This window comes from Formosa sp. L2A11 (assembly GCF_009796865.1).
Lineage (GTDB): Bacteria > Bacteroidota > Bacteroidia > Flavobacteriales > Flavobacteriaceae > Formosa.
In genome coordinates, this window is record NZ_CP047028.1 from 1809298 (window position 1) to 1834862 (window position 25565).

A 25565-nucleotide genomic window follows, 5' to 3' on the forward strand; every position below is an offset into this window, starting at 1 on the left:
GGTTTCTTAAGATTGGCTTAAGATTGCTTTTAACTATAAAAACAAAAGCCCTGAGAAATCTCAAGGCTTTTACCAACCAAGTAAAATTATCAACCAATCAAAAAATATTTTTTAATTAAGTGTAATCCAGGCTATTGTTGCTATCACATAATTTTCTTTTATTATTCTTTAGATTGTCTTAAAAAATGATAGTGAAGGTGGTCCATTGTCCAAAGTCGCTTTCTACTGCAATCTGAGCATCAATAGCATCTGCAGCTTTTTTGGCTATGGAAAGACCCAAACCGTTCCCTGCAATATTTTTATGATTTAACGCATCAGATCTAAAAAAATTATTAAACACATTTTCCAAATCTTCTCTTTTAATGCCAATGCCTTTATCTTGAACTTTGCAGATTATTTTAGAACCAGATTGGGTTATTGAAATGTAAATATTAGTACCACCTTTGGCATATTTTACGGCATTACTGATAATATTTTCCAATATTAAATTGCTGAAATATTGAGGTACTAAGGTTTCATTTTTAATGTCATTTTCAAAACTTATTGAAAGCTTCTTTTCTAATATCTGTTTTTTGTGTCTTGTAAGAATTTCGTCGATGATGGTAGCTAGAGGCATTGATGATTCATCAGCAGCCTTTGAACTTCTATCTAGTCTAGCCAACAGTAAAAGCTGCTCTAATGTAGCAGTCATACGGTCTATTTCCGTTAAACTGAATTTAATTTTTTCCTCATATTCGGCTCGTTGCCTTGGCTTACGAATTAATACTTCTAATGTTCCCTTTAGGGTTGCCAAAGGTGTACGTAATTCGTGCGAAGCGTCTGAGGTAAATTGACGTTCTCTTTCCATCGCATTTTCGATACGCTGGAGTAAGTTATTTATCCCAGAAGATAAATCAAAAAGTTCATCTTTATTCTGAGGTAATGCAACGCGTTCGTTTAAGTTGTTCCGAGTAATTCTATTGGTCGTTTCGGTTACATTTTTCACAGGTATGATACCCCTTCCTGCGATATATTTTGATATAAAATAGAGGCTTGCCAAAAGAAGTAAATACACTAACAGCAAAATATTTCTTAGATTAAACAGTACCATTTGTGAAGATTCTAATGACATTGCTGTTACTATAAAACCTTTTATTTTTCCATTTTCTTCTATAGGTAATTGAATCTGTCTGACGGGTTTATCGTTAAGCATCTTGTTGTAGCTTCCACCAAAATTTGCTTCCTCGTTGTAATCGAGCTCTTTTTCTTTTAGGTTTGGGGATTTATCCATAAAAGAACCGTTCTTATCTAGAATTTGGATAAAAACAGGATTTATCTGGACCTCTCTATGTTCTCTTTCTTCCCACTCTTTTTTATTTTTTATTTTGATGCTGTCACCAACGACTTTTATTTCCTCGGTATGTTTTTCTGCTTCAAAAGAAAGGTCACTATCTATATTTTGATATACTACACCTTTAACCACAAAATAGACAGTTGTAAACGCTACAGCCATTATGATAGCTGTGGCTATCATATAATGAAATGCTATCCTATTTTTAAAACTGAAATTCATATTTCCTTTGCAATGTAGCCTACACCTCTAACCGTTTGTATGTAATTCTCGTCTTTTCCTAATTTCAATTTCTTGCGAAGGGCGTTGATGAACACATCAATAACGCCTGTATTGTAATCAAAGTGGATGTCCCATATGCTTTCAATAATACGTGACCTTCTACAAACCAAACCTTTGTTACGCATTAAATATTCTAATAGGGCAAACTCTTTTTGGGTTAATGCTATTTCTTCCTCGGCTTTAAATACTTGGTGTGTTGATGTATTAAGTGTAATTTCTCCAAGTTTAAAATTGGAATGTTCCCCTGATTTTGGACGTAGTTGTACCTTGATGCGTTCTAAAAGTTCTTCAAAATGAAAAGGCTTTTTAATATAATCGTTTGCGCCAGATTGAAGCCCGAAAATGGTTTCGTCTACGGTGTCTTTCGCTGTTAAAAAGATAACAGGGGTGTCTTTAAAATCCTTTCGGAATTGCCGACAAATTTCAATACCGCTTAAACCAGGAACCATCCAATCTAACAACAATAAATCATATTCTCCTGAAAGTGCCATTTCAAGCCCTTTTTTGCCTTCCTCGGCGATGTCGACAGCGTATGACTCCTCCTCTAAACCTTGTTTAAGGAAGTTAAATATACCAGGTTCATCCTCTACAATTAAAATTCTCATGGCGCAAAAGTTACAATTTTTAATTAAGTTAAGATTTGGTTTTTCTTAAGATTGGCTTAAATTTTATAAAATACTACATGACTATCATAATAGCTAAGATTAATTAGTTTACGCTTCACAAATTTATAGCTTCTGTCTTTTGTTGATTCTTGTAAAAACACATAAATACCTAGAAAACATATTTTTATATAATATTTAAGCTGTAGAACAGACCTCAAAACAAACCATATCTACTATTAAAGAAATTCAAGTTTTAATGTTAGAATACAAGCATCTAATAAGAGATAGTTATAAGTTTTATAGTCAAAACTTACTGAATAATTTATTTCAACATCCTTACACTAAAATTGAATTCATAGAAAAAGATTTAGGTGTATCTAGAATAACTGCTGCTAATTATTTAAATAGATTGGCAAAGGACGGAATATTAATAAAACAAAAACTAGGAACAGGAAATTATTATATCAATCATAAATTATATACTATCCTAAGAAATAGAGTGATTTAGCTAGCAACGGCTAAAAAACAGAACTAAGGTTATACTTGTTCAAAGTTACTTTTCTTTTTGTGTAGTTTTAATCTGAAAAGTAATTGGCTATTTAAACGTTATATTTCCTAGCTAAAACCGGAGTAGCCAATTAAAATGAGTGACGAGGTATTAAATATAAAATTAAATCAAAAACTAATTACACTCTCTAAGGCATCATCTGTATCCTTATGAATAAAATTCCCTTGATAGCCTATTGTTGTGCTAATGTGGGTATGCCTGTATAATTTTTGAAGCATTTGTGGAGAAACTTTGTCACCGGCAATATTTCCAAAACTATGTCTAGATATATGGTTCGTAATTTTTTTGTTAATTTCAGCGAGCTCTGCAATTTTAGATAAATTATTATTTAGCTTTTTTATCGTAGTTTTTGTTTGAGTATAAATTGCCATAGAATCATACGATGGAATGTTTTTTAACTCGGGAAATATATAGTCACTATTATTTCTTTTCTGGGGTTTATAAAATTCCAGGATGGCAAGAACAGGGGTAGGTAGTTTCAAAGAGTCAGCTTTGTTGTTTTTACTCATTTTATAATAGATTCGATCCTCTACAATGTCTTTCCATTTCATTTTTAATACATCAGATATTCTAATTCCAGCTAAATAGAAGGAGAATAAAAAAATATTTCTTGTATGCCAAATAGGAGATCTAAAAGTTAATTCTAGTTTCTCAATTCTTCTAATTTCCTCTTCGTTTAATCCGATTTTTATGGTTTGAGGGTATTTAATTTTTATTCTGTCTTTGCCGAATGGATAAAACTTTGGGTCCACTAGTTTTCTACTAATTCCTCTATTGTAAAGTAAACGGATAAGTACGAAAATATTCATAACGGATCTTTCAGAAATTTCAACTTTATGTAACAGATGATGCTTAAATCTTTTTAAAAATTGTTCGTCAATACTTTCGAAAGAGATATCAGGTTCGTTTGCAAATTGTTTCAATCTATTTAATTTACTTTTATCAGATACAGCTCTATTATGTTTTTTTGCCTGAAAAAGGTCATTTATGTGTTCGTCTGCTAATTCAAAGAAAGACGATTTTGGATTATTATTTCTAACAGAATCTATTATGAATTTTGCTGTATAATCATGTTTTGATGATTCAAGTTTAAAAATGAGTTCTTCAATCTCATCAAATTTTTTTCTTATGAGTCTGTTTATCAACTTATATTTAGGATTTGATCTTTTTACTTCCTCTTTTTTTTCATTCCAATCCGAAATATTTATAGTTTGACCAAGAAAATAATAGGCGCGCTTTCGATTTACGGTTAATCGTAGTGCTAATCTGTATATTTGGTTTCCTTCTTTGTTCACTTTGTTATGTAGAACTGTTTTTAGAGTTGCCATAATTTATGTTGTTTTTATAAAGATAATAAATTGGGGTAACACATGGGTAACACATTTTCTGGTATTTATTGATATCAAATGAATGTAAACAAAATATAATATATCTGAAAATCAGTAGTTTGACATAATTTAAGGTGATTTGGCAGTTGTTTTTTTAAACTTAGGATCTAGTGCCGCGAGGTGTGAGAGTTCGAGTCTCTCCGCCCGCACAATAAGAGAAAGCCGACTATTTATAGTCGGCTTTTTTTGTTTAGATAATATGTGTAATTCTTTACTTAATTTTATCTAATACTAATTACTTGTGTAATGCCTATAGAGAATGTACACTGAATTTTAGAATAAGAATTTTACATGAGAGATTAGACCTTATTATTTTTGTCTAAGAATAAAAGTGATCTTACAACTTCGATTTAATAAAATCTTTGATGCGTTCCTGATCATTTAAGATGTCCTTTCTGTAATGTTTATTTATAATAAAAAACCATGTACGGTGCAGCAGAAGTTTAGCTAGTTCTAAATAAGCAAGAGTTTTGTAATGCCAATTATTAAAGTTGTTATACTTGTTTTTTAAACGATATATGGTCGTATTATATCTAACTCTTAAGGACTTTTTAGGTTTAGGGATTTCAGTAAAATATAAACTACCAACATTAAAATTATTGACAATATGTTTGTTCTCTAAAAGTTGTGTTTTGTCTTTTGAATCTAGTTGAGGTAATAAAACAATCGAGTCGAAGCAGTTTTTTAAACCGATGAAATTATAGTAAGATCCGTGATCGTTAATTTGAAAATTTAATACATTATGAATTAACAAGTGTTTTGCTGAAGGAATTGGAATGTTTGTGTGTTCTACAAGCTGTTTATTTTTTAAAACATCTTCAGGCTTTAAATCTTTTTGGTCTTTATCTAAAAGTTTAAAATGCACTTCCACAGCACCAATGTAGTCTTTAGATGCTAGTCTTAAAAGGTGTTTGTCTCCAAAATATTTAGGGTTAATAGTTGGCTCTTTAGCAAATGTGTATCCTTTATCTATTAATAGCTGAAAAGCTTTTTCTGATTGCTCTTTAGGTACTAAAACATCTATATCTCCAAGCATACGTTCTCCAATTGCTTCGTAATAATTTGATGCAATCATGGCTGCTCCTTTTAAAAATACATGTTCAATGTTATTAGAATTGAACCACGAATTTATAAGTTTTATTTCCTCTAATAAAGATTTGTTTCGCTCTTCATTTAAGTCGTAAATATATTTAAGATAACCTTGTAAATCTTGAGCCAAAAAGGAAAGAAGTCCTTTAGATTTTAAACGTGAATAAATGGTAGGGATAATAAGGTGTTTACTGCCTGTTTTAACAATGTTCTCCCAATTAAAAGTCTGATTTAATATGTCTTCTTTTAATGTTTTATGGTCTGGATTAAAACTAATTAGACGAGAAATTTGTGTTAAGTTGACTTCAATGGGACTCATAAACGATTCTTATTCGTCTATAAAGATAGTTGAAAATATATCAATAGCATCTTGATTGTTGCTATAAGTAAGTTTGTAAAATGTAACTGTATTAATCCATTTCAGAAAAGCTTTTGCATTTTCTGGTTTAGGAGATATCCAAGAATCAGGGATTAAAATCTCTAAAGCCGTTTTAGCATTTATAGGTTCTAATAGTGTTTTGGAATTAGCTTTATAATTTACTAAAACAATAGTTTTACAAGGCACGTGTTTTAGTTTTGGTTCTGGTGTTGGGATGTATTTAATACCGCCTTTATAAGCCCTTAAATGGCTTTCTGGTAACTCGTCAAAGTTTGATATTAATGGTTTTAATTGTTGAAAAGGCTCCTGGCTTTACAGATATTCCTCCAGGGAAATAATAGGTGTTTAAATCTGCTCTTAAAATAGGAGTGGTGTCGTCTGCAATTAAATCATAACCATTATGAGTTAAGATGGTTGTTAAGGTGCTTTTTCCGCTTCCAGATGTACCAATAAGCATAACAGACTCTGTATTGTTAGAGATCGTTGAAGCATGAAATAAACCTATCCAATCGTGTTCTTTTTTATGATGTAAGGCACAAATAAGTTCCATATTAAACTTTCCTTGTAATTCATGAAAATGATTAGAATCACACGATCTAATAAACTTGTTATTTGTGAAAAGTTTAATTTGATTATGGTCTTCTTGAATATCAAAACAAAAATCGGGTTTGGTTTTTGTTGACGTTTCTAAATGAAGAATTTGAGGATGTATATAATTTATAAGTGATTCCGATTTGAAAATGAACTTCAAAATTTAAATCACCAGAACGATATTGTTTTGTGTAATTTCTTTGATCTGTATTTAATTGATAGCGAGTGTTTACTTCTTTTACTAAAGGTGTATTCCTATCTAAAAGAAACTGTTCTACATCTAAGTAAACTTCTTTAGCTTTTTCTAGAGAAAGTTCAAAAGTAGAGGTGTATGCATTTAAACAAGCCGTTTTAGTTTTCGATTCTAAAAAGGTGCGTATACAAAAAAATAATCCGTTATCGATTATAATATATTGGTTCGATTTCTCAAACCATAATATCGTAAAATCGATAACGGATTGTATGAGTTTAGGAGCTAAATTAGCTTTCAAATACTAGTGTGTAGAAGTTTTACCAATTAGAGTTTCTTCTCCTCCGGTTCCCGTTTGGCTTGACTTTGCGGAATCTGATGCATCCAGTGTTTTTGCATTAGTGCTACTACCAAAACCTGATCCTCCAGGACCAACAGGGTCACTAGTTTCTTGTGCCTTTAGTGGATTTAATACAGCTAACGTACCAATGGCAGTAAAAGCAGCATACTTGCCCATTTTTTGTACGGCTTCCTTTCTAGTAATTTTTGTATGTTTTGTTTCTTCCCTCATAATTATAAATAATATTTTTTCTAAAATGATGTTATTTTAATATAACACGCTTAGAGATTTTGTTTCCGTTGTTGTCTATTCTTACTATATAGATACCACTACTTAAATTTACAGTGTTAATAGTGTATTCATTAACCGTTTGATTTATCGTTGAATAATATATTTGTCTCCCTTGAATATCAAATACACTTAAGTTAGTATTCTTATTTAATTGACCTTTTAACTTAATAGAGTGTTCCCCTGAATAAATCTGTAATTGGTATTCTTGACTTTCGTCTTCTATTCCTAATGTTTTTTCATTTGATATATGTAAAACAAAACGTCCTAATCCGTTTAAACTTTCGTTTGTTACAAATGTATAAGGAGAATCATTTAACAATGTCCATTCATCAGTTTTAGTATCCTCTAGGTATACCTTGACTGTAGAGTCTAAATTAGTTTCTTTAATACTAATCGATATTTTCTTCCCTTCAGGTGCTATTACTCCCAGTTGAACTGATGCTTCTCCATCAGATATTTCATCTTGACTTAATGTTTGTATTGCTAATTTATAGTTAGTATTACCTTCAACTAACTGTGTGAACAATGTGTATCCACTTTCATTAAGTCCGTATATAGAGCTATCATATCCTTTATCAAGGTTATTTGTACCATATTCGTTGAAATATAATTGGTTTGAGTGCTTCTCTTCATCGTCTGCATTCAATGCTATATCTAAAAAGTAGTTTGTTTCAGTTCGTCCTGCAATAAAATCATCGCTATTTACAACTCTCCTCCAGCTTTCACGAAATTCTAATTTACCTAATTTTGCAATATTTTCTTTAACAGCTACATAGAAGCCTTGACCTGGAGCGATGTTTACTGCATTGTTATTATTATAAATAGTCCAATCAATGCCATTGTAAGCGTAAACAGCTACTTTGTCTTCCTGAAATAAATTTTGGTTAACACTCAAGAAAGGTGTCATGGTAAAGTAACTTGTAAATGGATTACCAACTAAATTCCATTGTGAAGCTAGTGTGTTTATGTTATAATACACATCTGTTTCTACATCTTCTGTAACTACATTACCTGTATAAGAAAGTAAATTACCACTAACTGTAGATGCTCTATATCCTACTCCAGATACTAATATTTCGTCGCTGTCATTTCCCGCGTGCCAGTTTGCGTATGTACCACCAATTCCAGCTGTTTTTACAAATGGACCGAATTTTTTTAAATTAATATCATTTTCACTAAAATATAAACTATCATTATTTACACCAGTAGCGCTTGCAAATTCACCAAATGTAATGCCTGAAAGTGGTGCAGAAACTAAATCATTAACACCATCCATCATCGTGAATCTTTCATAAGTAACTAAACCTGTGGCTGTTCCGTTTACAATTAGGCTACCGTAACTGTCGGATTTTGATGTAATTGTTAAATTGTTGCTTGATGTTAGATTTCCGAGAACCCTCATTCTACCATTATAATTTATGATTGCATTAGCATCGTCAGATATTGTCAAATCTTTTAAGTTAGATCTACCTGTAAAAGTGTAAGAGCCATTAAGAATTAAAACATCATCAGAGTTTGTATTGTTGTCTGGTTCATTTCCATCTTTCCATCCGCCATAATTTATCTCGTCGTAAATTAAACCAGTAAAGATAGCGGTAGTGTACAATTGAAAGTTGTCTAGGCCGATGTTAGCTGTTGATGAAGTGTTTCCTACTGAACCTATAGAAAGGTTTATTATGTCTATTTCTAAGTAAGCAGATGAAGCACTATCATTTACATCTATAGTTATTGTGCCGCTTCCACTTGAACCTGGGGTAGATATAACTACCTTTCCTGTAGATATTCCATCTTCATAGATGTAATAACTTAATTCAGGCATAACATCTGTTGCACTTGTTACTTCGTAAAAGTAATCAAAAGACATCTTTACATCAGTGTTAGTTGAAACGTCTACAGAATCAAAAGTTAATTTATGTGCAATTGAAGAAGAATTATTTGTAGGATTATTATATCCTCTAAAGTGAGTCCCAACGGTAGGAACTAATGTGCCTAAGACTGTTAGATTATCCCAAGTTGTTCCACTATATGCAGAAGAAGGATTAGCTGTATATCCCCAGGTTCCAGAGTCCTCAAAACTTTGAGTCCTTAAGATTGTTTGCCCAAAACTAGTAAAAGAAATGGCAAATAAAAATAGTATTAAATAGTAAATTTTTTTCATAGTATCATGTTTTTTAGATTTATAGCAAACCTACATTTAAGTAAGTGATATTTAATTCTTTGATAGTTTTGGAATGGCAAATATAAATAAAAAATCGCTCAAGTTTTACTATACTATTAAACTTTATGATTTAGGACTAAATACATATAATAGGGATAAAGGTTAGTGAGCTAAAAGTGTAGGTGTATGTTGTCGATTTTATATGATAGATAGTCTAAATATAGTTTGAATTATCAGATTATCAGTTTTTTATAATTAAATTTAGAATTAGCCATTAATGTATAATTCTGACTTATTATGATAATTCACCCGCTGTTATTACAATATTTTAATTTGCCTAGTAAAATTGTTTTAGGTGTCTTTTTTTCTTTATTCATATTGATAATGATACATTATTCTTTTAAATTGGTAGAAATGGTTTATGTTCTTTTTTTTAAGAAACCCATTTTTGTTCATTTTTATATGTTAATGAAAAAGTTGAATGCAGAGGATAAAAATTTATTAAAATCTAAATTCAACTTTTATAGACATTTGTCTTCTAAAGAGCAATTGTATTTTGATCATCGTGTGTCTTGTTTTATTAAAGATAAAGATTTTGTAGGCAGAAAAGGATTGGAGGTGTCTAGAGAGATGAAATTGTTAATTTCTGCCCATGCTGTAATTCTAACTTTTGGTTTTCGTGATTTTTTTATAGGATTAATCGATAAAATTTTTATTTATCCAGATCAGTTTTATTCTATGTCTAATGCGTCTTACCATGCCGGAGAAATAAATCCAATGATGAAGGTTTTGGTGATTTCGTGGGAAGATTTTAAAGACAGTTTAGACTTAAAAGGCGAGACTGTTAGTTTGGGTATTTATGAATTCACGCAGGCAATTCATTTAAATAGTATGAAAGAGGGCGATGTAAGTTCTACTATATTTACAGATAGTTTTAAAGAGTTGGCAGCTATGTTAACCAAAGACGAACCGTTGCGCCAGAAATTACTAAGATCTCGTTTTTTTGAAGGGCAAGCTTTCCTGAATCAGTTTCAGTTTTTAGCAGTTATTATGGAGCACTTTATAGAAAGTCCTTCTGAGTTTCGAGGTCAATTTCCTCAAGTATATGCTAAAACAAAACAAATGCTTAATTTCGATTTTGCAGGGTATTAATTATGTCTTCCTGTCTTGATTTTTAATTTTTTTATTATGGTATAAATTAGTGTTCCTAATTCTTGTTAGGCTTAAGCCTAAAGTCATTGTTTAAATGCGGAAATGAATTATTTTTTTAGTTTATTATTGTGTTGTTAATTCTTCTTATTTAAAACGTTATCGTTAAAAATGATCAAGAAATAGTTTTCGAAATAAATAAAAAAGAGTAGTTTTGTTACTCGTTTTTAAATACTGCATGCTAGAATCCTTAATAACCTCAAAAACAAGAATCCGAATACTCGTTAAGTTGTTTCTTAACCCAAATAATAGTGGTTATTTGCGTGGCTTGGCTGTAGAGTTTAATGAGTCTACAAATTCGGTTAGAAAAGAACTTAATCAATTATCTTCGGCAGGCTATCTTGGTAAAGAAAAGGAGCGCAATAAAGTCACTTATAAAGCAAATACAAATCACCCTTTATTTGGAACCTTACAAAATATGGTTCGAAAATATGTTGGTTTAGATACCATTGTTACAACTGTATTGGTTAGAATGGGACATGTGTCTCGTGTAATAATAATAGGCGATTATGCAGATGGATTAGATAGTGGGTTGATTGATGTTGTGGTTGAAGGACGAGAATTGAACACGGTATATATTAACCAGATGGCTGGCAAAATTGAAGCTGAAATTAATAGAAAAGTTAATTTCACGTTTACAGATGCTTATCAGCATGAGAATGGTTTTGTTATCTACGATGAGTTGACTGAGAAATGATAGAAAGAAAAAAGTATTTGTATATTTGTTGCTCTTCATTGTTTTAAGACAGATGAAACTAGTAGTATTAGTGATTTAATAAATTTTAAAGTAACCATGTATTCAGATTTTGTGGAAAATGCACATAAAAAAACCGTAGCTATTATTGGTCTAGGCTATGTAGGCTTGCCATTGGCAGTCGAATTCGCAAAACAATATAATACTATAGGTTTTGATGTTAATGAAACACGCGTTGCTGAGCTTAAGGCTGGAGCAGATCATACTTTAGAGGTTAGCCCGGAGCATTTAAAAGCGGTACTTCATAATGAAGATGATTTAAAGTTGGGAGAAAAAGGTTTTTTTCCTACAAATGATCTCAATTACTTAAGTCATGCTAATATTTTTATTGTTACCGTTCCAACACCTACAGATAAAAATAACAGACCTGTATTAATACCGCTTATAAAAGCTTCAGAAACGGTAGGTAAGGTTTTAAAAAAAGGAGACATTGTTATTTACGAATCTACAGTATATCCCGGAGTTACAGAAGAAGAGTGTGTGCCTGTCTTAGAGGCTCAGAGTGGTTTAAAGTTTAATACAGATTTTTTTGCAGGATATTCTCCAGAACGTATAAATCCAGGAGATAAGGAACATACTGTCGCTAAAATATTAAAAGTGACATCGGGATCTACGCCAGAAATAGCAGAAGTTGTCGATCAATTATATAAATCAGTAATTACAGCAGGGACATTTAAAGCCACTTCAATAAAAGTAGCAGAAGCTGCTAAAGTTATAGAAAATAGTCAGCGCGATATTAATATTGCTTTTGTAAATGAATTGGCAAAAATTTTCAATTTATTAGGTATAAATACGCATGATGTTTTAGAAGCTGCTGGTACAAAATGGAATTTTCTCCCTTTTAAGCCAGGTCTTGTTGGTGGGCATTGTATTGGTGTCGATCCTTATTATTTAGCACAAAAAGCACAAGAATCTGGTTACCATCCAGAGATCATATTAGCCGGACGTCGTTTAAACGATAGTATGGGCGATTATGTGTGTCAGGAAATTGTAAAGGAAATGATTGGTAAAGGTCAGTGTGTTAAAGGTGCTAAATCTTTAATTTTGGGGATCACCTTTAAAGAAAATTGTCCAGACATTAGAAACACTAAAGCTATAGATATTTATCATGGTCTGCGTGGTTTTTATGTAGATGTAGATGTTTACGATCCTTGGGCGAATGCTTCAGAGGTAAAACGTGAATTTAATATAGATTTAGTTAAAGATTTAAAAGAAGGCGCTTATCAGAGTGTTGTTCTTGCGGTATCTCATAAAGAATTTTTAAGTTTAGATGTTGAAAAATTAAAAACAGATAATGGTATTATTTACGATGTAAAAGGCGTGCTTCCTGCAGAAATTGTAACTAAACGTTTGTAATAAATTATATTGAAATTAGAATAATGATACAAGAATTGAACATGCCAAGCTTAAAAGAACAAACTGTTTTAGTAACAGGAGGAGCAGGTTTTATTGGTTCGAATCTCGTAGAGGTTTTATTAGAGAATAAAGCACGTGTTATTTGTTTAGATAATTTTGAAACTGGTCATAAAAAAAATATTGAGCCTTATTTAAATAGCAGCTCATTTACTTTAATAGAAGGAGATATTCGCGATTTAGATACATGTCATAAGGCTTGTAAAGATGTAGATTTTGTGTTGCATGAAGCTGCTTTAGGTTCTGTCCCAAGATCTATTGTAAACCCGATAACAACTAACGATGTTAATGTTAATGGCTTTCTTAATATGCTAGTGGCTGCACGCGATGCAAAAGTAAAACGGTTTATTTATGCGGCGAGTAGTTCTACGTATGGAGACTCAGAAGGGTTGCCAAAGGTTGAAGATGTGATCGGGAAACCATTATCGCCTTATGCAATAACAAAATATGTTAACGAACTGTATGCAGATATTTTTAATACAACCTATGGTTTAAATACGATTGGTTTGCGTTATTTTAATGTATTTGGCCGTCGTCAAGATCCTAATGGTGCATATGCAGCAGTTATTCCGTTGTTTGTAAAACAATTTATGAAATATGAAAGTCCTTTAATTAATGGAGATGGATCTTTTTCTAGAGATTTTACGTATATAGATAACGTATTACAAATGAATTTGAGAGCGATTACAACATCAAACACAGCTGCTTTAAACGAAGTGTACAATACCGCTGTAGGAGACCGAACAACGCTTTTAGAGTTAACAACATCTTTAAAAACATATTTATCGCATTACGATTCAAAAATTAGTGATGTAGATATAATTCATGGTCCTAATCGAGTGGGAGATATTCCCCATTCATTAGCGAGTATTGAAAAAGCACAACAAAAATTAGATTACCAACCTACCCATACTATCGAAAAAGGCTTAGAAGAAGCTGTTGCATGGTATTGGAAGAATTTATAGAAAGATTATAGAATTTATACTAAAAGTACAATGAGTAAGAAAGTAGCTTTAATTACAGGAGTAACAGGACAAGACGGCGCTTATTTAAGTGAGTTTTTATTAAAAAAAGGTTATGAAGTTCATGGTTTAAAACGTAGATCTTCACTTTTTAATACAGATCGTATCGATCATTTATATCAAGATCCGCATTTAGATGGACGTAACTTCTTCTTGCATTACGGCGATATGACTGATAGTACAAACCTTATCCGATTGATTAAAGAAATTCAACCTGATGAAATCTATAATCTTGCTGCAATGAGTCACGTACATGTGTCTTTTGAGATTCCTGAATATACTGGAAATGCAGATGGATTAGGGACGTTACGTATCTTAGATGCTGTTCGCTTGTTAGGATTAGAAAAGAAAACTAGAATTTACCAAGCGTCTACTTCAGAATTGTACGGAAAAGTTCAAGAAGTGCCACAATCAGAAACGACTCCTTTTTATCCTCGTAGCCCGTATGCTGTTGCTAAAATGTATGCGTATTGGATTACTGTAAATTATCGTGAAGCTTATAATATGTATGCTTGTAATGGTATTTTATTTAATCATGAATCTCCAATTCGTGGAGAAACGTTTGTTACACGTAAAATTACAAGAGCAGTTTCTAGAATTGCTTTAGGACTTCAAGATAAATTTTTCTTAGGAAATTTAGATGCACAACGTGATTGGGGACATGCTAAAGATTATGTACGAATGATGTGGATGATTCTTCAAGCTGAAGAAGCTGAAGATTGGGTTATTGCAACAGGAAAAACAACACCAGTTAGAGATTTTGTAAAAATGGCTTTTGGTGAATTAGGTATTACTTTAGAATTTAAAGGCGAAGGTATTGAAGAGAAAGCTTATGTTGCGTCTTGCGACAATGCAGAATTTCAATTAGAAATAGGAAAAGAAGTGTTGGCTGTAGATCCTAAGTATTTCAGACCAACAGAGGTAGAATTACTTATTGGAGATGCGTCTAAAGCAAATAATAAATTAGGTTGGATTCCTGAATTTGATTTAAAAGATCTTGTTAAGGATATGATGAAAGGTGATTTAAAATTAATGCAAAAAGATCAATTCCTTAGAGAAGGCGGTTACGATACTTTAAATTATTTTGAATAATCTAATAACGTCATGAATAAAAAAGCAAAGATATATATAGCTGGTCATCGCGGAATGGTAGGTTCTGCTGTTTGGCGAGCACTAGAAGCAGACGGTTATACGAATTTAGTTGGTAAAACCAGTGCTGAATTAGATTTAAGAGATCAAGTTGCTGTTAATAACTTCGTTGTTTCAGAACAACCAGAAGTTATTATAGATGCTGCAGCTCGTGTTGGTGGGATATTAGCAAATAGTAATTATCCATATCAATTTTTAATGGAGAATTTACAAATTCAAAATAATCTTATTGATATTGCACATAAACAAGACGTTAAAAAGTTTGTCTTTTTAGGAAGTTCTTGTATTTATCCAAAATTAGCACCACAACCTATTAAGGAAGAGTATTTATTAACCGATACTTTAGAACCTACAAACGAATGGTATGCTATAGCAAAAATCACAGGAGTTAAAGCTTGTGAAGCGATTAGAAAACAATATAATAAAGATTTTGTAAGCCTTATGCCTACAAATTTATATGGCTCTTTCGATAATTTCGATTTAAAAACATCTCATGTGTTACCTGCCATGTTACGTAAGTTTCATGAAGCTAAAGAAAACGGAAATTCACCTGTAACATTATGGGGAAGCGGAACGCCTATGCGTGAGTTTTTATGCGTAGATGATATGGCAGAATCTGTGGTGTTTGCCGTAAATAATGTTTTGCCAGAGCATTTGTATAATGTAGGTACAGGGAAAGATGTAACTATAAAAGAGTTAGCAGAAACCATACAAAAAGTAGTGGGCCATGAAGGTGACATTATTTGGGATTCAGAAAAACCAGATGGTACACCAAGAAAACTGTTAGATGTTTCAAAACTGAAAACAGCAGGATGGCAATATAAAACAGAATTATTACAAGGAATACAAGAAACATATGCTTGGTTTTTAGAAAACCAAACAGAATTAAAACAAATTAAATTATCTAAATAAATCATAATGAAAATTAAAAACATTTGCTGTATAGGCGCGGGTTATGTTGGTGGCCCTACAATGGCGGTAATCGCTCAGAAAAACCCAGGAATAAAAGTTACTGTAGTTGATTTAAATGAAAAACGTATTGCTGCGTGGAATGATACTAACTTAGATAATTTACCAATTTACGAACCTGGTTTAGATAAAGTTGTTGGAGAAGCAAGAGGGAGAAACTTGTTTTTCTCTACAGAAGTAGATAAAGCTATAGATGAAGCTGAAATGGTATTTATTTCTGTAAATACACCAACTAAAACGTATGGTGTAGGTAAAGGCATGGCAGCCGATTTAAAATATATCGAATTATGTGCGCGTCAAATTGCACGTGTTTCTACTACAGATAAAATTATTGTTGAAAAATCAACTTTGCCAGTGCGTACTGCACAAGCTATTAAGAGTATTTTAGATCATACTGGTAATGGTGCAAAATTTCAGATTTTATCAAATCCAGAATTCTTAGCAGAAGGAACAGCTGTAGAAGATTTAATGGCTCCAGATCGTGTGCTTATTGGAGGAGAACAAACTCCAGAAGGTTTAGCGGCTATAGAGGCATTAGTAAACGTTTATGGCACTTGGGTTGCTAAAGAAAATATTCTTACAACTAATTTATGGTCGTCAGAATTATCAAAATTAACAGCGAATGCTTTCTTAGCGCAACGTGTATCTTCAATGAATTCATTATCAGAGTTATGTGAAGTTACTGGAGCAGATGTTAATGAAGTAGGAAGAGCTATAGGAAAAGACAGTCGTATTGGACCTAAATTTTTAAAATCATCTGTTGGTTTTGGAGGGTCTTGTTTTCAAAAAGACATCTTAAACTTAGTATATATATCAAAATCATATGGTTTAGATGCTGTTGCCGATTATTGGGAACAAGTTATCATTATGAATGACCATCAGAAGAATCGTTTTGCTAAAAATATAGTGAAGACGTTATACAATACCGTTTCAGGTAAGAAAATCGCGTTTTTAGGATGGGCTTTTAAGAAAGATACAAACGATACAAGAGAATCTGCTGCCATTTATGTTGCCGATATTTTATTAGACGAACAAGCTAACATTGTTGCTTACGATCCTAAAGTAACAGCACAACAAATGTATGGTGATTTAGATTACTTACAGACTAGAGACTGTGCTTCAAACGAAAAAGGGTTAACTGTTGTTAACGATCCTTACGAAGCTTTAGAAGGAGCACATGCTATTGCTGTATTAACAGAATGGGATGAATTTAAAACATACGATTGGCAGAAAGTATATGACAATATGCAGAAACCAGCATTTGTATTTGATGGCCGTAATGTTTTAGATAAACCAGCATTAGAAAAAATTGGTTTTCAAGTTTATGTAATCGGACAATAATTATGGAAGTTAAAACTATTCTTGTTACTGGGGCAGCTGGATTTATAGGCTTTTATGTGTCTAAACAACTTTTAGAACTTGGGCATAACGTAATTGGTATTGATAATATCAATGATTATTACGATATTGACTTAAAGTATGCACGATTAGCAGAACTAGGAATTCAAAGAGAGCAAGCAGAGAAAGAATTAAACATGAGCTCTAGTGTTAACGTTGGAGATCGCATGCAATTTATAAAAATGAATTTGGAAGACAGAGATGCGCTTCCAAATTTATTTGCTTCACATAAAATAGATTTGGTCTGTAATTTAGCTGCTCAAGCAGGTGTACGTTACTCTCTAGAGAACCCCAATGCGTATGCTGATAGTAACTTGATTGGTTTTTTAAACGTTCTTGAATGTTGTCGACATAATAATATTACAAAATTAGTCTATGCGAGTAGTTCTAGCGTATATGGTAATAGTGATGCGGTTCCGTTTCAAGAAACTGCTAATGTAGACCATCCTATTAGTTTATATGCTGCAACAAAGAAGGCTAATGAATTGATGGCACATACGTATAGTCATTTATATGGTTTTGAAACCATAGGCTTACGTTTCTTTACAGTTTATGGACCTTGGGGTAGACCAGATATGGCCATGTTCTTATTTACAGATGCTATTATTAATGATAAACCCATCAAGGTGTTTAATAATGGCGATTTATCCCGAGACTTCACTTATATAGACGATATTGTTTCAGGCGTGTTATCTACTTTATTAGAGCCTTCAGATTCTAGCGAGTTATATAAACTGTACAATATAGGAAATAGCCAACCTGTAAAATTATTAGATTATATAGAAGCTATAGAAGATGTGATTGGTAAAGTAGCAGAAAAGAAGATGTTACCTATGCAGGCAGGAGACGTAAAGCAAACGTATGCAGACGTTACTAAGCTTCAATCACAATATAATTATCAACCCAAAACCGATGTTAAAGCAGGTGTTTCTGCTTTTGTATCTTGGTATAAAACATATTATAATTAATATGCAAGATTCATTACAAGAAGATGATTGGACGATTGAGATATATCCGAAATCAAAATTATTAGATCTTAATTTAAAAGAGGTTTGGAAGTATCGAGACTTGTTGGTCTTGTTTGTACGTCGTGATTTTGTTGCGGTATATAAGCAAACGGTATTAGGTCCATTATGGTTTATTATTCAACCTATTTTTACTGCCATTGTGCAGTTGTTTGTCTTTACTAATATTGCTAAACTATCAACAGACGGCATTCCTCCTTTGTTGTTTTATATGTCAGGGAATGTGATGTGGGCTTATTTTTCGGGGTGTTTGTCTTTAACAGCAAATACTTTTAGAGGGAATGTTGGTATTTTTGGTAAAGTCTATTTTCCTCGACTTATAACACCGCTATCTTTAATTATTTCTCAATTATTAAAGTTCTTAGTGCAATTTGTCTTATTCTTAGTTGTATGGTTCTATTTTTATTTTGATGGAAGTTCAAGCGGTATCGCATTACATCCTAACTGGAGTATTATACTCGTGCCTTTATTGGTTGTTATTATGGCTGGTTTAGCTTTAGGATCGGGAATGATTATATCGGCATTAACAACAAAGTATCGTGATTTTACATTCTTATTATCATTTGCTATACAATTATTAATGTATGGAACGGTTGTTATTTACCCTTTATCGAGTGCGCCTGAACAGTATCGAAGTTTAATTTTGGCAAATCCGATGACTCCACTTATAGAAACATTAAGATATGCATTTACCGGTTCAGGTAGTTTCGATTGGATGTATCTAGGTTATAGTTTTAGCTTCATGATTATTATATTGACCATTGGAGTTATTGTTTTTAATCGCGTAGAAAAAACCTTTATGGATACTGTTTAGTATTAATTTTATTAAAAAAATTAAAATGTCAAAACCAGTTATAAAACTTGAAAATTTAAGTAAACAATACCGTTTAGGAACTATAGGTACAGGTACGATTGCTCATGACCTTAATCGATGGTGGCAAACAAAGGTGTTTAAAAGAGAAGATCCTTATTTAAAAGTAGGTGATACTAATGACCGAAGCCATAAAGGGGATAGTGAGTATGTTTGGGCCTTAAGAAATCTTAATTTAGAGATAGAAGAAGGTGATGTTATTGGTATTATAGGTCGTAATGGAGCAGGAAAAAGTACGTTATTAAAGCTTTTATCTAAAATCACATCTCCAACAACAGGTAGTATAAAAATTAAAGGGCGTTTAGCCTCTTTGTTAGAGGTTGGTACAGGGTTTCATCCAGAATTAACCGGACGTGAAAATATTTACCTTAATGGTGCTATTTTGGGTATGACTAAGGCTGAGGTGACGTCAAAATTAGAAGAAATTATAGAATTTTCAGGTTGTGCAAGATATATTGATACTCCAGTAAAACGTTATTCATCAGGTATGACGGTGCGTGTTGGTTTTGCCGTTGCTGCATTTTTAGAGCCAGAGATTCTTGTTGTTGATGAAGTGTTAGCTGTTGGTGATGCTGAATTTCAAAAGAAAGCAATAGGGAAAATGAAATCAGTATCTCAAGAAGGGCGAACGGTTTTATTTGTGAGTCATAATATGGCATCCATTAAAAATTTATGTTCTAAAGGTGTTTTATTAAGTCAAGGAAGTGTTGAGTTTGTTGGTACAGCAGAAGAAACGGTGGAGTATTATTTAAAACAAGATGCCGAAGCATATAAGAGTGGTAAAGTTATTGACAAAGGAGGGAGTAAAGATATTGAAATATTAGATTATAAAACGTTTAGAAAAGATGAAGAAAGTCGTTCTTTTTATACAGGAGATCAGTTAACTTTAAAAATAGAATTAAAGTTTAATGAATTTATAGGTAGTGTTGATATGGGCATTAATTTTAATAATGCGAACCATGAGTTAATTACTCATATTACGAATCTAGATGAACATGTATCTATTAGTGGAAATAAGGGGGATTCAAAAACTGTAACAATAGTAATTGATAGTATTAATTTAGCACCCGATTCGTATAGAATCGATATAGGTCTTATGGCAGATGGGAAACCTTTACATATTTTAGAAAACTGTTTTGAAATTGACATACAAAAAGGACCAAATATTGGTCGATTAGGTGTGTTTCCTAAACATGTTAAAGTATTTACACCAACTAAATGGCAATTCTAAGATGAAAGTATATACAAGTACATTTTATAAAAGTAATATTTCACCGTATTTATTATTTTATCAGAAACAAGTGTTTAAAATGCTTGGAATTGAACTCCATCAAATTTGTGATAATGATATTACTCATGGTGATTTTATGAATAGAATTTTAAGAGAAGAAGATGCTGATTATTTTATCTTTTTTGATATAGATTGTATTCCTTTAAATCCAAAAGTGATTAAGAAGGTGTTAGATGAAGTCGTTAATAAAAAAACAATTTCAGGATGTGCACAAACAGCTAACCAATATTATAATGGTGAGAATATTTATGTGGGACCATGCTTTTTTTGTATAAGTAAAGAAGTTTACAATTTATTGGGGCAACCAGATTTAAATGAAGATCGTGAAGTGAAAGTTGATGCAGGAGGTATCCTTTCTAAATTGGCACCTAATCATAATATTAATTTAAGTTTTTGGTATCCAACAGCTATAGAAGAAGCGAAATGGAAGCTATATCCGGATAAAATGTTTGGAATAGGTACAACGTATGAAGATTCTGTTTATCATTTATTCGAATCACGTTATACAGCTAATATTGCTAAGTTTGTTAGAAAATCTAAAACTACGATAAACGAAAACTGGAAATTAAATCCTTTAAAATACTTGATTATTAAAAGTGAAATTTTAATGTTTCAGATAAAAAATAAATTTTAAAAATGAAAATAAGTATTGTTACAGGTTTTCGTAATCGAGATAGTTTGCGTGTCTCACGATATTTAGAATCACTAGAAAATCAAATAAATAAAGATTTTGAATTAATATTTGTTGATTATGGTAGTGATTTAAAAATTTCTGAAAAGATTAAAAATCTAACATCACAATTTAGTTTTTGTAAATATATATATAATGATACCCGAGGATGGCCATGGAATAGGTCTCATGCGCTTAATACTGGGTTGAAAATATCTAAGGGCGAATATGTTTTATTTAGTGATATAGATTTGATTTATTCGAATAATTTTATTGATTACCTTATTAAGGAAAGCAATCCCTTATATCAGTATTTCAAAAGATTTTATTTGATGCCTGAATCATTTGGCGATTTTAATAATAATCTAGAAAAACATACTCAACAATTTTCTTTAAGTGCAATTAATACAAAAGGGGCTATTCACCTTGTTGAGCGTAAAAAATTGATAGAAATAAATGGATTTGATGAGTTCTATTGTTTTTGGGGGTTTGAAGATCTGGATTTATATCTTAGGTTAAAGAATTTAGGGATACAGGAAAAATGGTTAGAAGAATCGGTAGCTCCTGTTTTTCATCAATGGCACCCTATAGTGTCAAATGAAAATAGATATTTATTTCCAAATAAATGGTATGAACAAATGCTAATTTATTTTCGATTAAATATTAATAATTCTATAAGAAATAATAGAAGTTGGGGGGGGGTAATTAATGCTAAAGATCGTTTGATAAATAATAAATCTCAGGAGGTTCATTTAGAAATTCCAAAGCAGATTTTATTAAACTCTAAAACAAAGTTTATAACTAATTTAATTGAAACTCTAAAAAATCTTAAAGAAAATCAATATATCTATTTAGAGGTCCCCTTACCAAAACAACCAAAAAAATATTTAAAAAAACGTTTCTTGAGTTTTTATACTAAAATCACAAGTTTGTTTTATTCGAATCAGGTTATAATTAACGATGGGTATGTTAAATATCTAGAAAGAGAAGTAATCGAAAATAAGGCAATATTATTACCGGAAGAAGATATTTACTTTGTATTATGGACTTTAATAAAGTTTCACAATGTAGTAAATGATTATAGTATTTCCATAGATGAAAATAAACAAATTTTTAAATTATGTTAATGTTTTAGAATAATAAAAAAACTTTATAACTTAAATATGAAAAAGTAATTTTTGTTAGATTTCAGAACAAACCTTATTTCCGATTTGTTAAGTTATTCTCTATGCTTTATTGATCTATAATTATGAAGATTCAATAATGAAAGAAATAAAAGATGAAATATTGGAAATTTTTGTAAATATAGAAAAGGTGATATTAGCTTAATTTTTAAACAAAAGTTTGAGATATTAAAGATTATTGAATTTACAAAACTAGGTTTATATTTGTCACTCCGATAAGGAAAAGTAGAATTATTTATTGTTAAAATAACAAGATTTAATGTTTTTCCTATATAACGATAATTTTATTGATGACCTAGATGGTTTTTAATTGAGTAACAGGGATAATATAAAGATTACCTGTGTCAGAAATTTGTTTCTAAGAATATTTAATTAATCATTTATGAACGTATTCGTGTAAAGAGGTTTTTTCTATAGAACTTATTGATAACATTCGATTGAATACGGAATCCTAAAAATGAGATATACAACCCGTTGTTAAAAAAATGGCTAATAATAAAAAAATATAATAATAGAGTTTAGCGAACAAGCCAAAGTTCCTGTTTTTTACTTTGTTTCAACTTTATTTGATTGGGATTATCAACATAGTAATATTAGGATTAACTTTAGATAATATTTATCCTTTTTTGATTAAAAGTAATATATGGTATTCCTTATTTATAAATAAAAATCACAAACAGTTTTAAATTTAGATTCTAATATTTAAAAAAAGCTATCGTCAAAAAAGTATATTCTAATTTTTTATTTTCTTGTAAGCTCTTATTAAAACCATAAAAAACTTTAGGATTAATTATAAAAAACAACACTAATTACTTTAAAATCAATATAATTAGTATTTGTAATAAGATTTTAAATGAATATAAAAAATAAAATTAAACAGAAAATTATTGATTTATTGTATTCAATAGAAGATATAAATCATAATAAAGCAGTTTCTAAAATTAAAAGAAACACAAAAGGAAATCTTAAAATTTATAAAAACACAAGCTTAGACATTGATCCTAGTTCTAAGTTAGTTATAGATGAAGGTTATCTAGAAATTAATAAAAAATGGACAAATAACGATCCATTTCCTTCAGTTTTTGTATTAAGAGAGAATGCTGAAATTCTAGTTAGAAAATCATTTTCTATTTATTCAGGTTCTAAAATTTATGTAAATAAGGACGCTAAACTTATTTTAGGAAGTGGATACATAAATAATAATTTTAATCTATCGTGCTTTAAACAAATAGAAATTGGTCACGATGTTGCAATTTCGGAGAATGTTTGTATAAGAGATACCGATAATCATAAAATTTTGAACAGCTCTCAAGAACCTACAATGCCTATAAAAATAGGAAATCATGTTTGGATTGGAATGAATGCTACTATTCTTAAAGGTGTAACCATTGGAGATGGTGCTATCATTGCAGCAGGGGCTTTGGTAAACAAAGATGTTCCTCCGAAATGTTTGGTAGGTGGTGTTCCTGCATCTTTAATAAGAGAGAATGTTGAATGGAAGTAATATTCTAAAGAAAAAAATAATTATGAATCAACAACCTTTAGTCTCAGTTGTTTTAACTAGTTTTAATCAGTGTACTTTATTGAAAAGGGCATACGAGAGTCTTGTTAATCAAACCTATAAAAATATTGAAATTATTGTAGTAGACGATTGTTCTACAGAACCTGAAACTATAGCTTATTTAAAAGAACTAAAAGATTTATGTAATAAAAATATTGTTATCAATATTCAAGAAGTAAACGTAGGGATTACTAAAAATAAAAACACAGGCTACAGACTAGCTAAAGGGGATTATATTACCTACTTAGATGGAGATGATTACTATTTTGATACTAAGATCGAGAAGGAAGTTGAATTCTTAAAAGATAATTCGAATTTTGATGTTGTATATTCAAATTTTCTTTTCGTTGATGAAATTTCAGAAGAATCTAATAAATGGATAAAAGAAATAGATACACCTCCAACAGGAGATGTGTTTATTAATATCTTTACACGACAATTTCCGAAAAAGACTTTGTTTCGATTTGAATTAATGCGACGTGAAGTTTTAGAAACAATAAATTATTACGATGAAACTCGTAAGGCTTATGAAGATTGGGATTCTAGAATACGATATTCAAAATTATTCAAAATAGGTTACGTTGACAATGTAGGTTCTGTTTATTTTTTAAACCCTGAAAGTATTTCTCAAAGATGGACTCAAATAAAACATCTTTTGGAAAAAGAGCAAGTGTTTTTTAAAAATCAAAATTTATTAAAAGGAAGCCATAAAAAAGATGTTAATTTTCTGCTAGGTAATGAATTATTGGAATTGAGAACCAAATTATTTAAAAATAATACGTTTTATTCTCTGAAAAATTTGATAAAACAATTTTTTATTATAAATAAAATAGACTTTAATTATTTAATAAAGACATTAAATGGAGGACGATATTCAAGACGGTAGTAATTTAATTTTTATACTATCACTGCCAAGGAGTGGTTCAACTTTATTACAAATGTTGTTGTCTAATAATGATAAAGTATCTACAGCTAGTGAACCTTGGATTCTATTGCCTTTAATTAGTTTTTTAAAATCTGATTTTAAGATAAAAGCTAATGGCGATTTATCGAGAATAGCGGTAGAAGATTACTTAAGGTTACATTCTGATAGTTCATTAGCAAATGAAGTAAAAAAAATAGCCTTAAATTTTTATGCTAAAGCCACTTCTAAAGATGCTAAATATTTCTTAGATAAAACTCCTAGATATTACGAGTTTGGGGACGAGATCAAACAATTGTTTCCTAAAGCCAAAATTATTATTCTCAAAAGAGATTTAAGCGATGTTGTTTCTTCTATTTGCAAGACTTGGGATATTGATACTATTTATAAAATGAGGGATTATAAAAGAGATCTCTTAGCGGCTCCTAAATTAATGCAGGAGTTTCAGGATGCTAATATAAATAATCCTAACGTTAGAACTGTTTTTTATGAATCTCTAGTTGATAATCCTGAAGCAGAAGTGAAAATGCTTTATGAGTGGCTTGGTTTGGATTTTAATCCAGATTTTATAGATTTCACTAACAACAAAAAAGCTAATGGTGTATTGGGGGATCCAATAGGTGTAAAAGCGAATAGGAAGCCTAAGAAGAACTTAAATTCAAGAAAAATTTTGGAAGACCACTATTGGAAAGATTTTTCGATAGGTTATCTAAACCATTTAGGGAAAACATTTTTAGATTTATATGGTTACTCAGACTATCCGCAGCTAAAACCTACTGCTGATTTTAATTTGTTTCAGTATAGTTGTTTTCATAAAAGAACAAGTTTTAAACAAAGTATGAGTAATATTTTAAAAAATATGAAATATTATTTTACGACTTCAAAGTATAAGAAAGAAATTTTTAATTAATTGAAA

The 25565-nt window shown here is 30.9% G+C and carries 24 protein-coding genes and 1 pseudogene; 16 read left to right on the forward strand and 9 right to left on the reverse strand.

What is annotated here, in order from left to right:
- Window positions 1-178: 178 nt before the first annotated feature.
- Both GQR95_RS07820 and GQR95_RS07825 read right to left on the reverse strand, forming a co-directional pair.
- Complete coding sequence (locus GQR95_RS07820) at window positions 179-1513, reverse strand: ATP-binding protein (protein WP_199269648.1); 1335 nt, start codon at window positions 1511-1513, stop codon at window positions 179-181.
- A gap of 35 nt (window positions 1514-1548) precedes the next feature.
- Window positions 1549-2217 (reverse strand): response regulator transcription factor, encoded by a 669-nt coding sequence (locus GQR95_RS07825; RefSeq protein WP_159022644.1) that lies wholly within the window; start codon window positions 2215-2217, stop codon window positions 1549-1551.
- Window positions 2218-2473: 256 nt separating this feature from the next.
- Here GQR95_RS07825 and GQR95_RS17080 point away from each other — a divergent pair, with 256 nt between their 5' ends.
- A complete protein-coding gene (locus GQR95_RS17080) occupies window positions 2474-2725 on the forward strand; it encodes a DNA-binding protein (RefSeq protein WP_370514537.1) in 252 nt (83 codons plus the stop codon).
- Between the two features lie 167 nt (window positions 2726-2892).
- Here the strand turns inward: GQR95_RS17080 and GQR95_RS07830 are convergent, their stop codons facing one another.
- From GQR95_RS07830 to GQR95_RS07860, 7 genes are all read right to left on the reverse strand, one after another.
- On the reverse strand, window positions 2893-4113 hold the full coding sequence (locus GQR95_RS07830) for a site-specific integrase (protein WP_159022645.1): 1221 nt from the start codon (window positions 4111-4113) through the stop codon (window positions 2893-2895).
- Between the two features lie 397 nt (window positions 4114-4510).
- Window positions 4511-5581: a nucleotidyltransferase family protein gene (locus GQR95_RS07835; protein ID WP_159022646.1), complete on the reverse strand. Its 1071-nt coding sequence runs from the start codon at window positions 5579-5581 to the stop codon at window positions 4511-4513.
- Window positions 5582-5590: 9 nt separating this feature from the next.
- A complete protein-coding gene (locus GQR95_RS07840) occupies window positions 5591-5827 on the reverse strand; it encodes a hypothetical protein (RefSeq protein WP_159022647.1) in 237 nt (78 codons plus the stop codon).
- Window positions 5828-5906: 79 nt separating this feature from the next.
- Window positions 5907-6191 carry a hypothetical protein gene (locus GQR95_RS07845; protein ID WP_159022648.1) on the reverse strand — a complete coding sequence of 95 codons (285 nt, stop codon included), beginning with the start codon at window positions 6189-6191 and terminating at the stop codon, window positions 5907-5909.
- A gap of 100 nt (window positions 6192-6291) precedes the next feature.
- Entirely contained in the window at window positions 6292-6723 is a 432-nt protein-coding gene (locus GQR95_RS07850; RefSeq protein ID WP_159022649.1) for a hypothetical protein, read from the reverse strand.
- A gap of 3 nt (window positions 6724-6726) precedes the next feature.
- Complete coding sequence (locus GQR95_RS07855) at window positions 6727-6993, reverse strand: hypothetical protein (RefSeq protein WP_159022650.1); 267 nt, start codon at window positions 6991-6993, stop codon at window positions 6727-6729.
- Window positions 6994-7024: 31 nt separating this feature from the next.
- On the reverse strand, window positions 7025-9211 hold the full coding sequence (locus GQR95_RS07860) for a T9SS type A sorting domain-containing protein (protein ID WP_159022651.1): 2187 nt from the start codon (window positions 9209-9211) through the stop codon (window positions 7025-7027).
- A 468-nt stretch (window positions 9212-9679) separates the two neighbouring features.
- On the opposite strand from GQR95_RS07860, the gene GQR95_RS07865 reads away from it, so the two are divergent.
- The 15 genes and pseudogenes from GQR95_RS07865 (at window position 9680) to GQR95_RS07935 (ending at window position 25559) form a co-directional block, all read left to right on the forward strand.
- Window positions 9680-10363, forward strand: a complete 684-nt coding sequence (locus GQR95_RS07865) for a zinc-dependent peptidase (protein ID WP_159022652.1) — start codon at window positions 9680-9682, stop codon at window positions 10361-10363.
- Between the two features lie 235 nt (window positions 10364-10598).
- Window positions 10599-11117, forward strand: a complete 519-nt coding sequence (locus tag GQR95_RS07870; RefSeq protein WP_159022653.1) for an ArsR family transcriptional regulator — start codon at window positions 10599-10601, stop codon at window positions 11115-11117.
- A gap of 96 nt (window positions 11118-11213) precedes the next feature.
- Window positions 11214-12530 (forward strand): nucleotide sugar dehydrogenase, encoded by a 1317-nt coding sequence (locus GQR95_RS07875; RefSeq protein ID WP_159022654.1) that lies wholly within the window; start codon window positions 11214-11216, stop codon window positions 12528-12530.
- A 23-nt stretch (window positions 12531-12553) separates the two neighbouring features.
- Window positions 12554-13552 carry an SDR family oxidoreductase gene (locus tag GQR95_RS07880; RefSeq protein ID WP_199269649.1) on the forward strand — a complete coding sequence of 333 codons (999 nt, stop codon included), beginning with the start codon at window positions 12554-12556 and terminating at the stop codon, window positions 13550-13552.
- Between the two features lie 30 nt (window positions 13553-13582).
- A complete protein-coding gene (gmd, locus tag GQR95_RS07885; protein ID WP_159022655.1) occupies window positions 13583-14701 on the forward strand; it encodes a GDP-mannose 4,6-dehydratase in 1119 nt (372 codons plus the stop codon).
- 12 nt (window positions 14702-14713) lie between these two features.
- Window positions 14714-15670, forward strand: a complete 957-nt coding sequence (locus GQR95_RS07890; RefSeq protein ID WP_159022656.1) for a GDP-L-fucose synthase — start codon at window positions 14714-14716, stop codon at window positions 15668-15670.
- Between the two features lie 6 nt (window positions 15671-15676).
- A complete protein-coding gene (locus GQR95_RS07895; protein WP_370514538.1) occupies window positions 15677-17068 on the forward strand; it encodes a UDP-glucose 6-dehydrogenase in 1392 nt (463 codons plus the stop codon).
- 2 nt (window positions 17069-17070) lie between these two features.
- Window positions 17071-18093, forward strand: a complete 1023-nt coding sequence (locus GQR95_RS07900; RefSeq protein WP_159022657.1) for an NAD-dependent epimerase — start codon at window positions 17071-17073, stop codon at window positions 18091-18093.
- Window position 18094: 1 nt separating this feature from the next.
- The gene (locus GQR95_RS07905) at window positions 18095-18964 is read left to right on the forward strand and encodes an ABC transporter permease (RefSeq protein WP_159022658.1); all 870 of its coding nucleotides are present in this window, start codon (window positions 18095-18097) and stop codon (window positions 18962-18964) included.
- Window positions 18965-18989: 25 nt separating this feature from the next.
- Window positions 18990-20252, forward strand: coding sequence for an ABC transporter ATP-binding protein (locus GQR95_RS07910; RefSeq protein ID WP_159022659.1), 1263 nt, complete (start codon window positions 18990-18992; stop codon window positions 20250-20252).
- 1 nt (window position 20253) lies between these two features.
- The gene (locus tag GQR95_RS07915; RefSeq protein WP_159022660.1) at window positions 20254-20946 is read left to right on the forward strand and encodes a hypothetical protein; all 693 of its coding nucleotides are present in this window, start codon (window positions 20254-20256) and stop codon (window positions 20944-20946) included.
- A gap of 2 nt (window positions 20947-20948) precedes the next feature.
- The gene (locus GQR95_RS07920) at window positions 20949-22109 is read left to right on the forward strand and encodes a glycosyltransferase family 2 protein (RefSeq protein WP_159022661.1); all 1161 of its coding nucleotides are present in this window, start codon (window positions 20949-20951) and stop codon (window positions 22107-22109) included.
- Between the two features lie 1384 nt (window positions 22110-23493).
- Window positions 23494-23652, forward strand: a pseudogene (locus GQR95_RS17085) (DapH/DapD/GlmU-related protein); the annotation flags it as partial.
- 1 nt (window position 23653) lies between these two features.
- On the forward strand, window positions 23654-24613 hold the full coding sequence (locus tag GQR95_RS07930; protein ID WP_159022663.1) for a glycosyltransferase family 2 protein: 960 nt from the start codon (window positions 23654-23656) through the stop codon (window positions 24611-24613).
- Entirely contained in the window at window positions 24588-25559 is a 972-nt protein-coding gene (locus GQR95_RS07935; RefSeq protein WP_159022664.1) for a sulfotransferase, read from the forward strand. Before GQR95_RS07930 ends, GQR95_RS07935 begins: the two co-directional genes overlap by 26 nt.
- The last annotated feature ends 6 nt before the right edge of the window (window positions 25560-25565 follow it).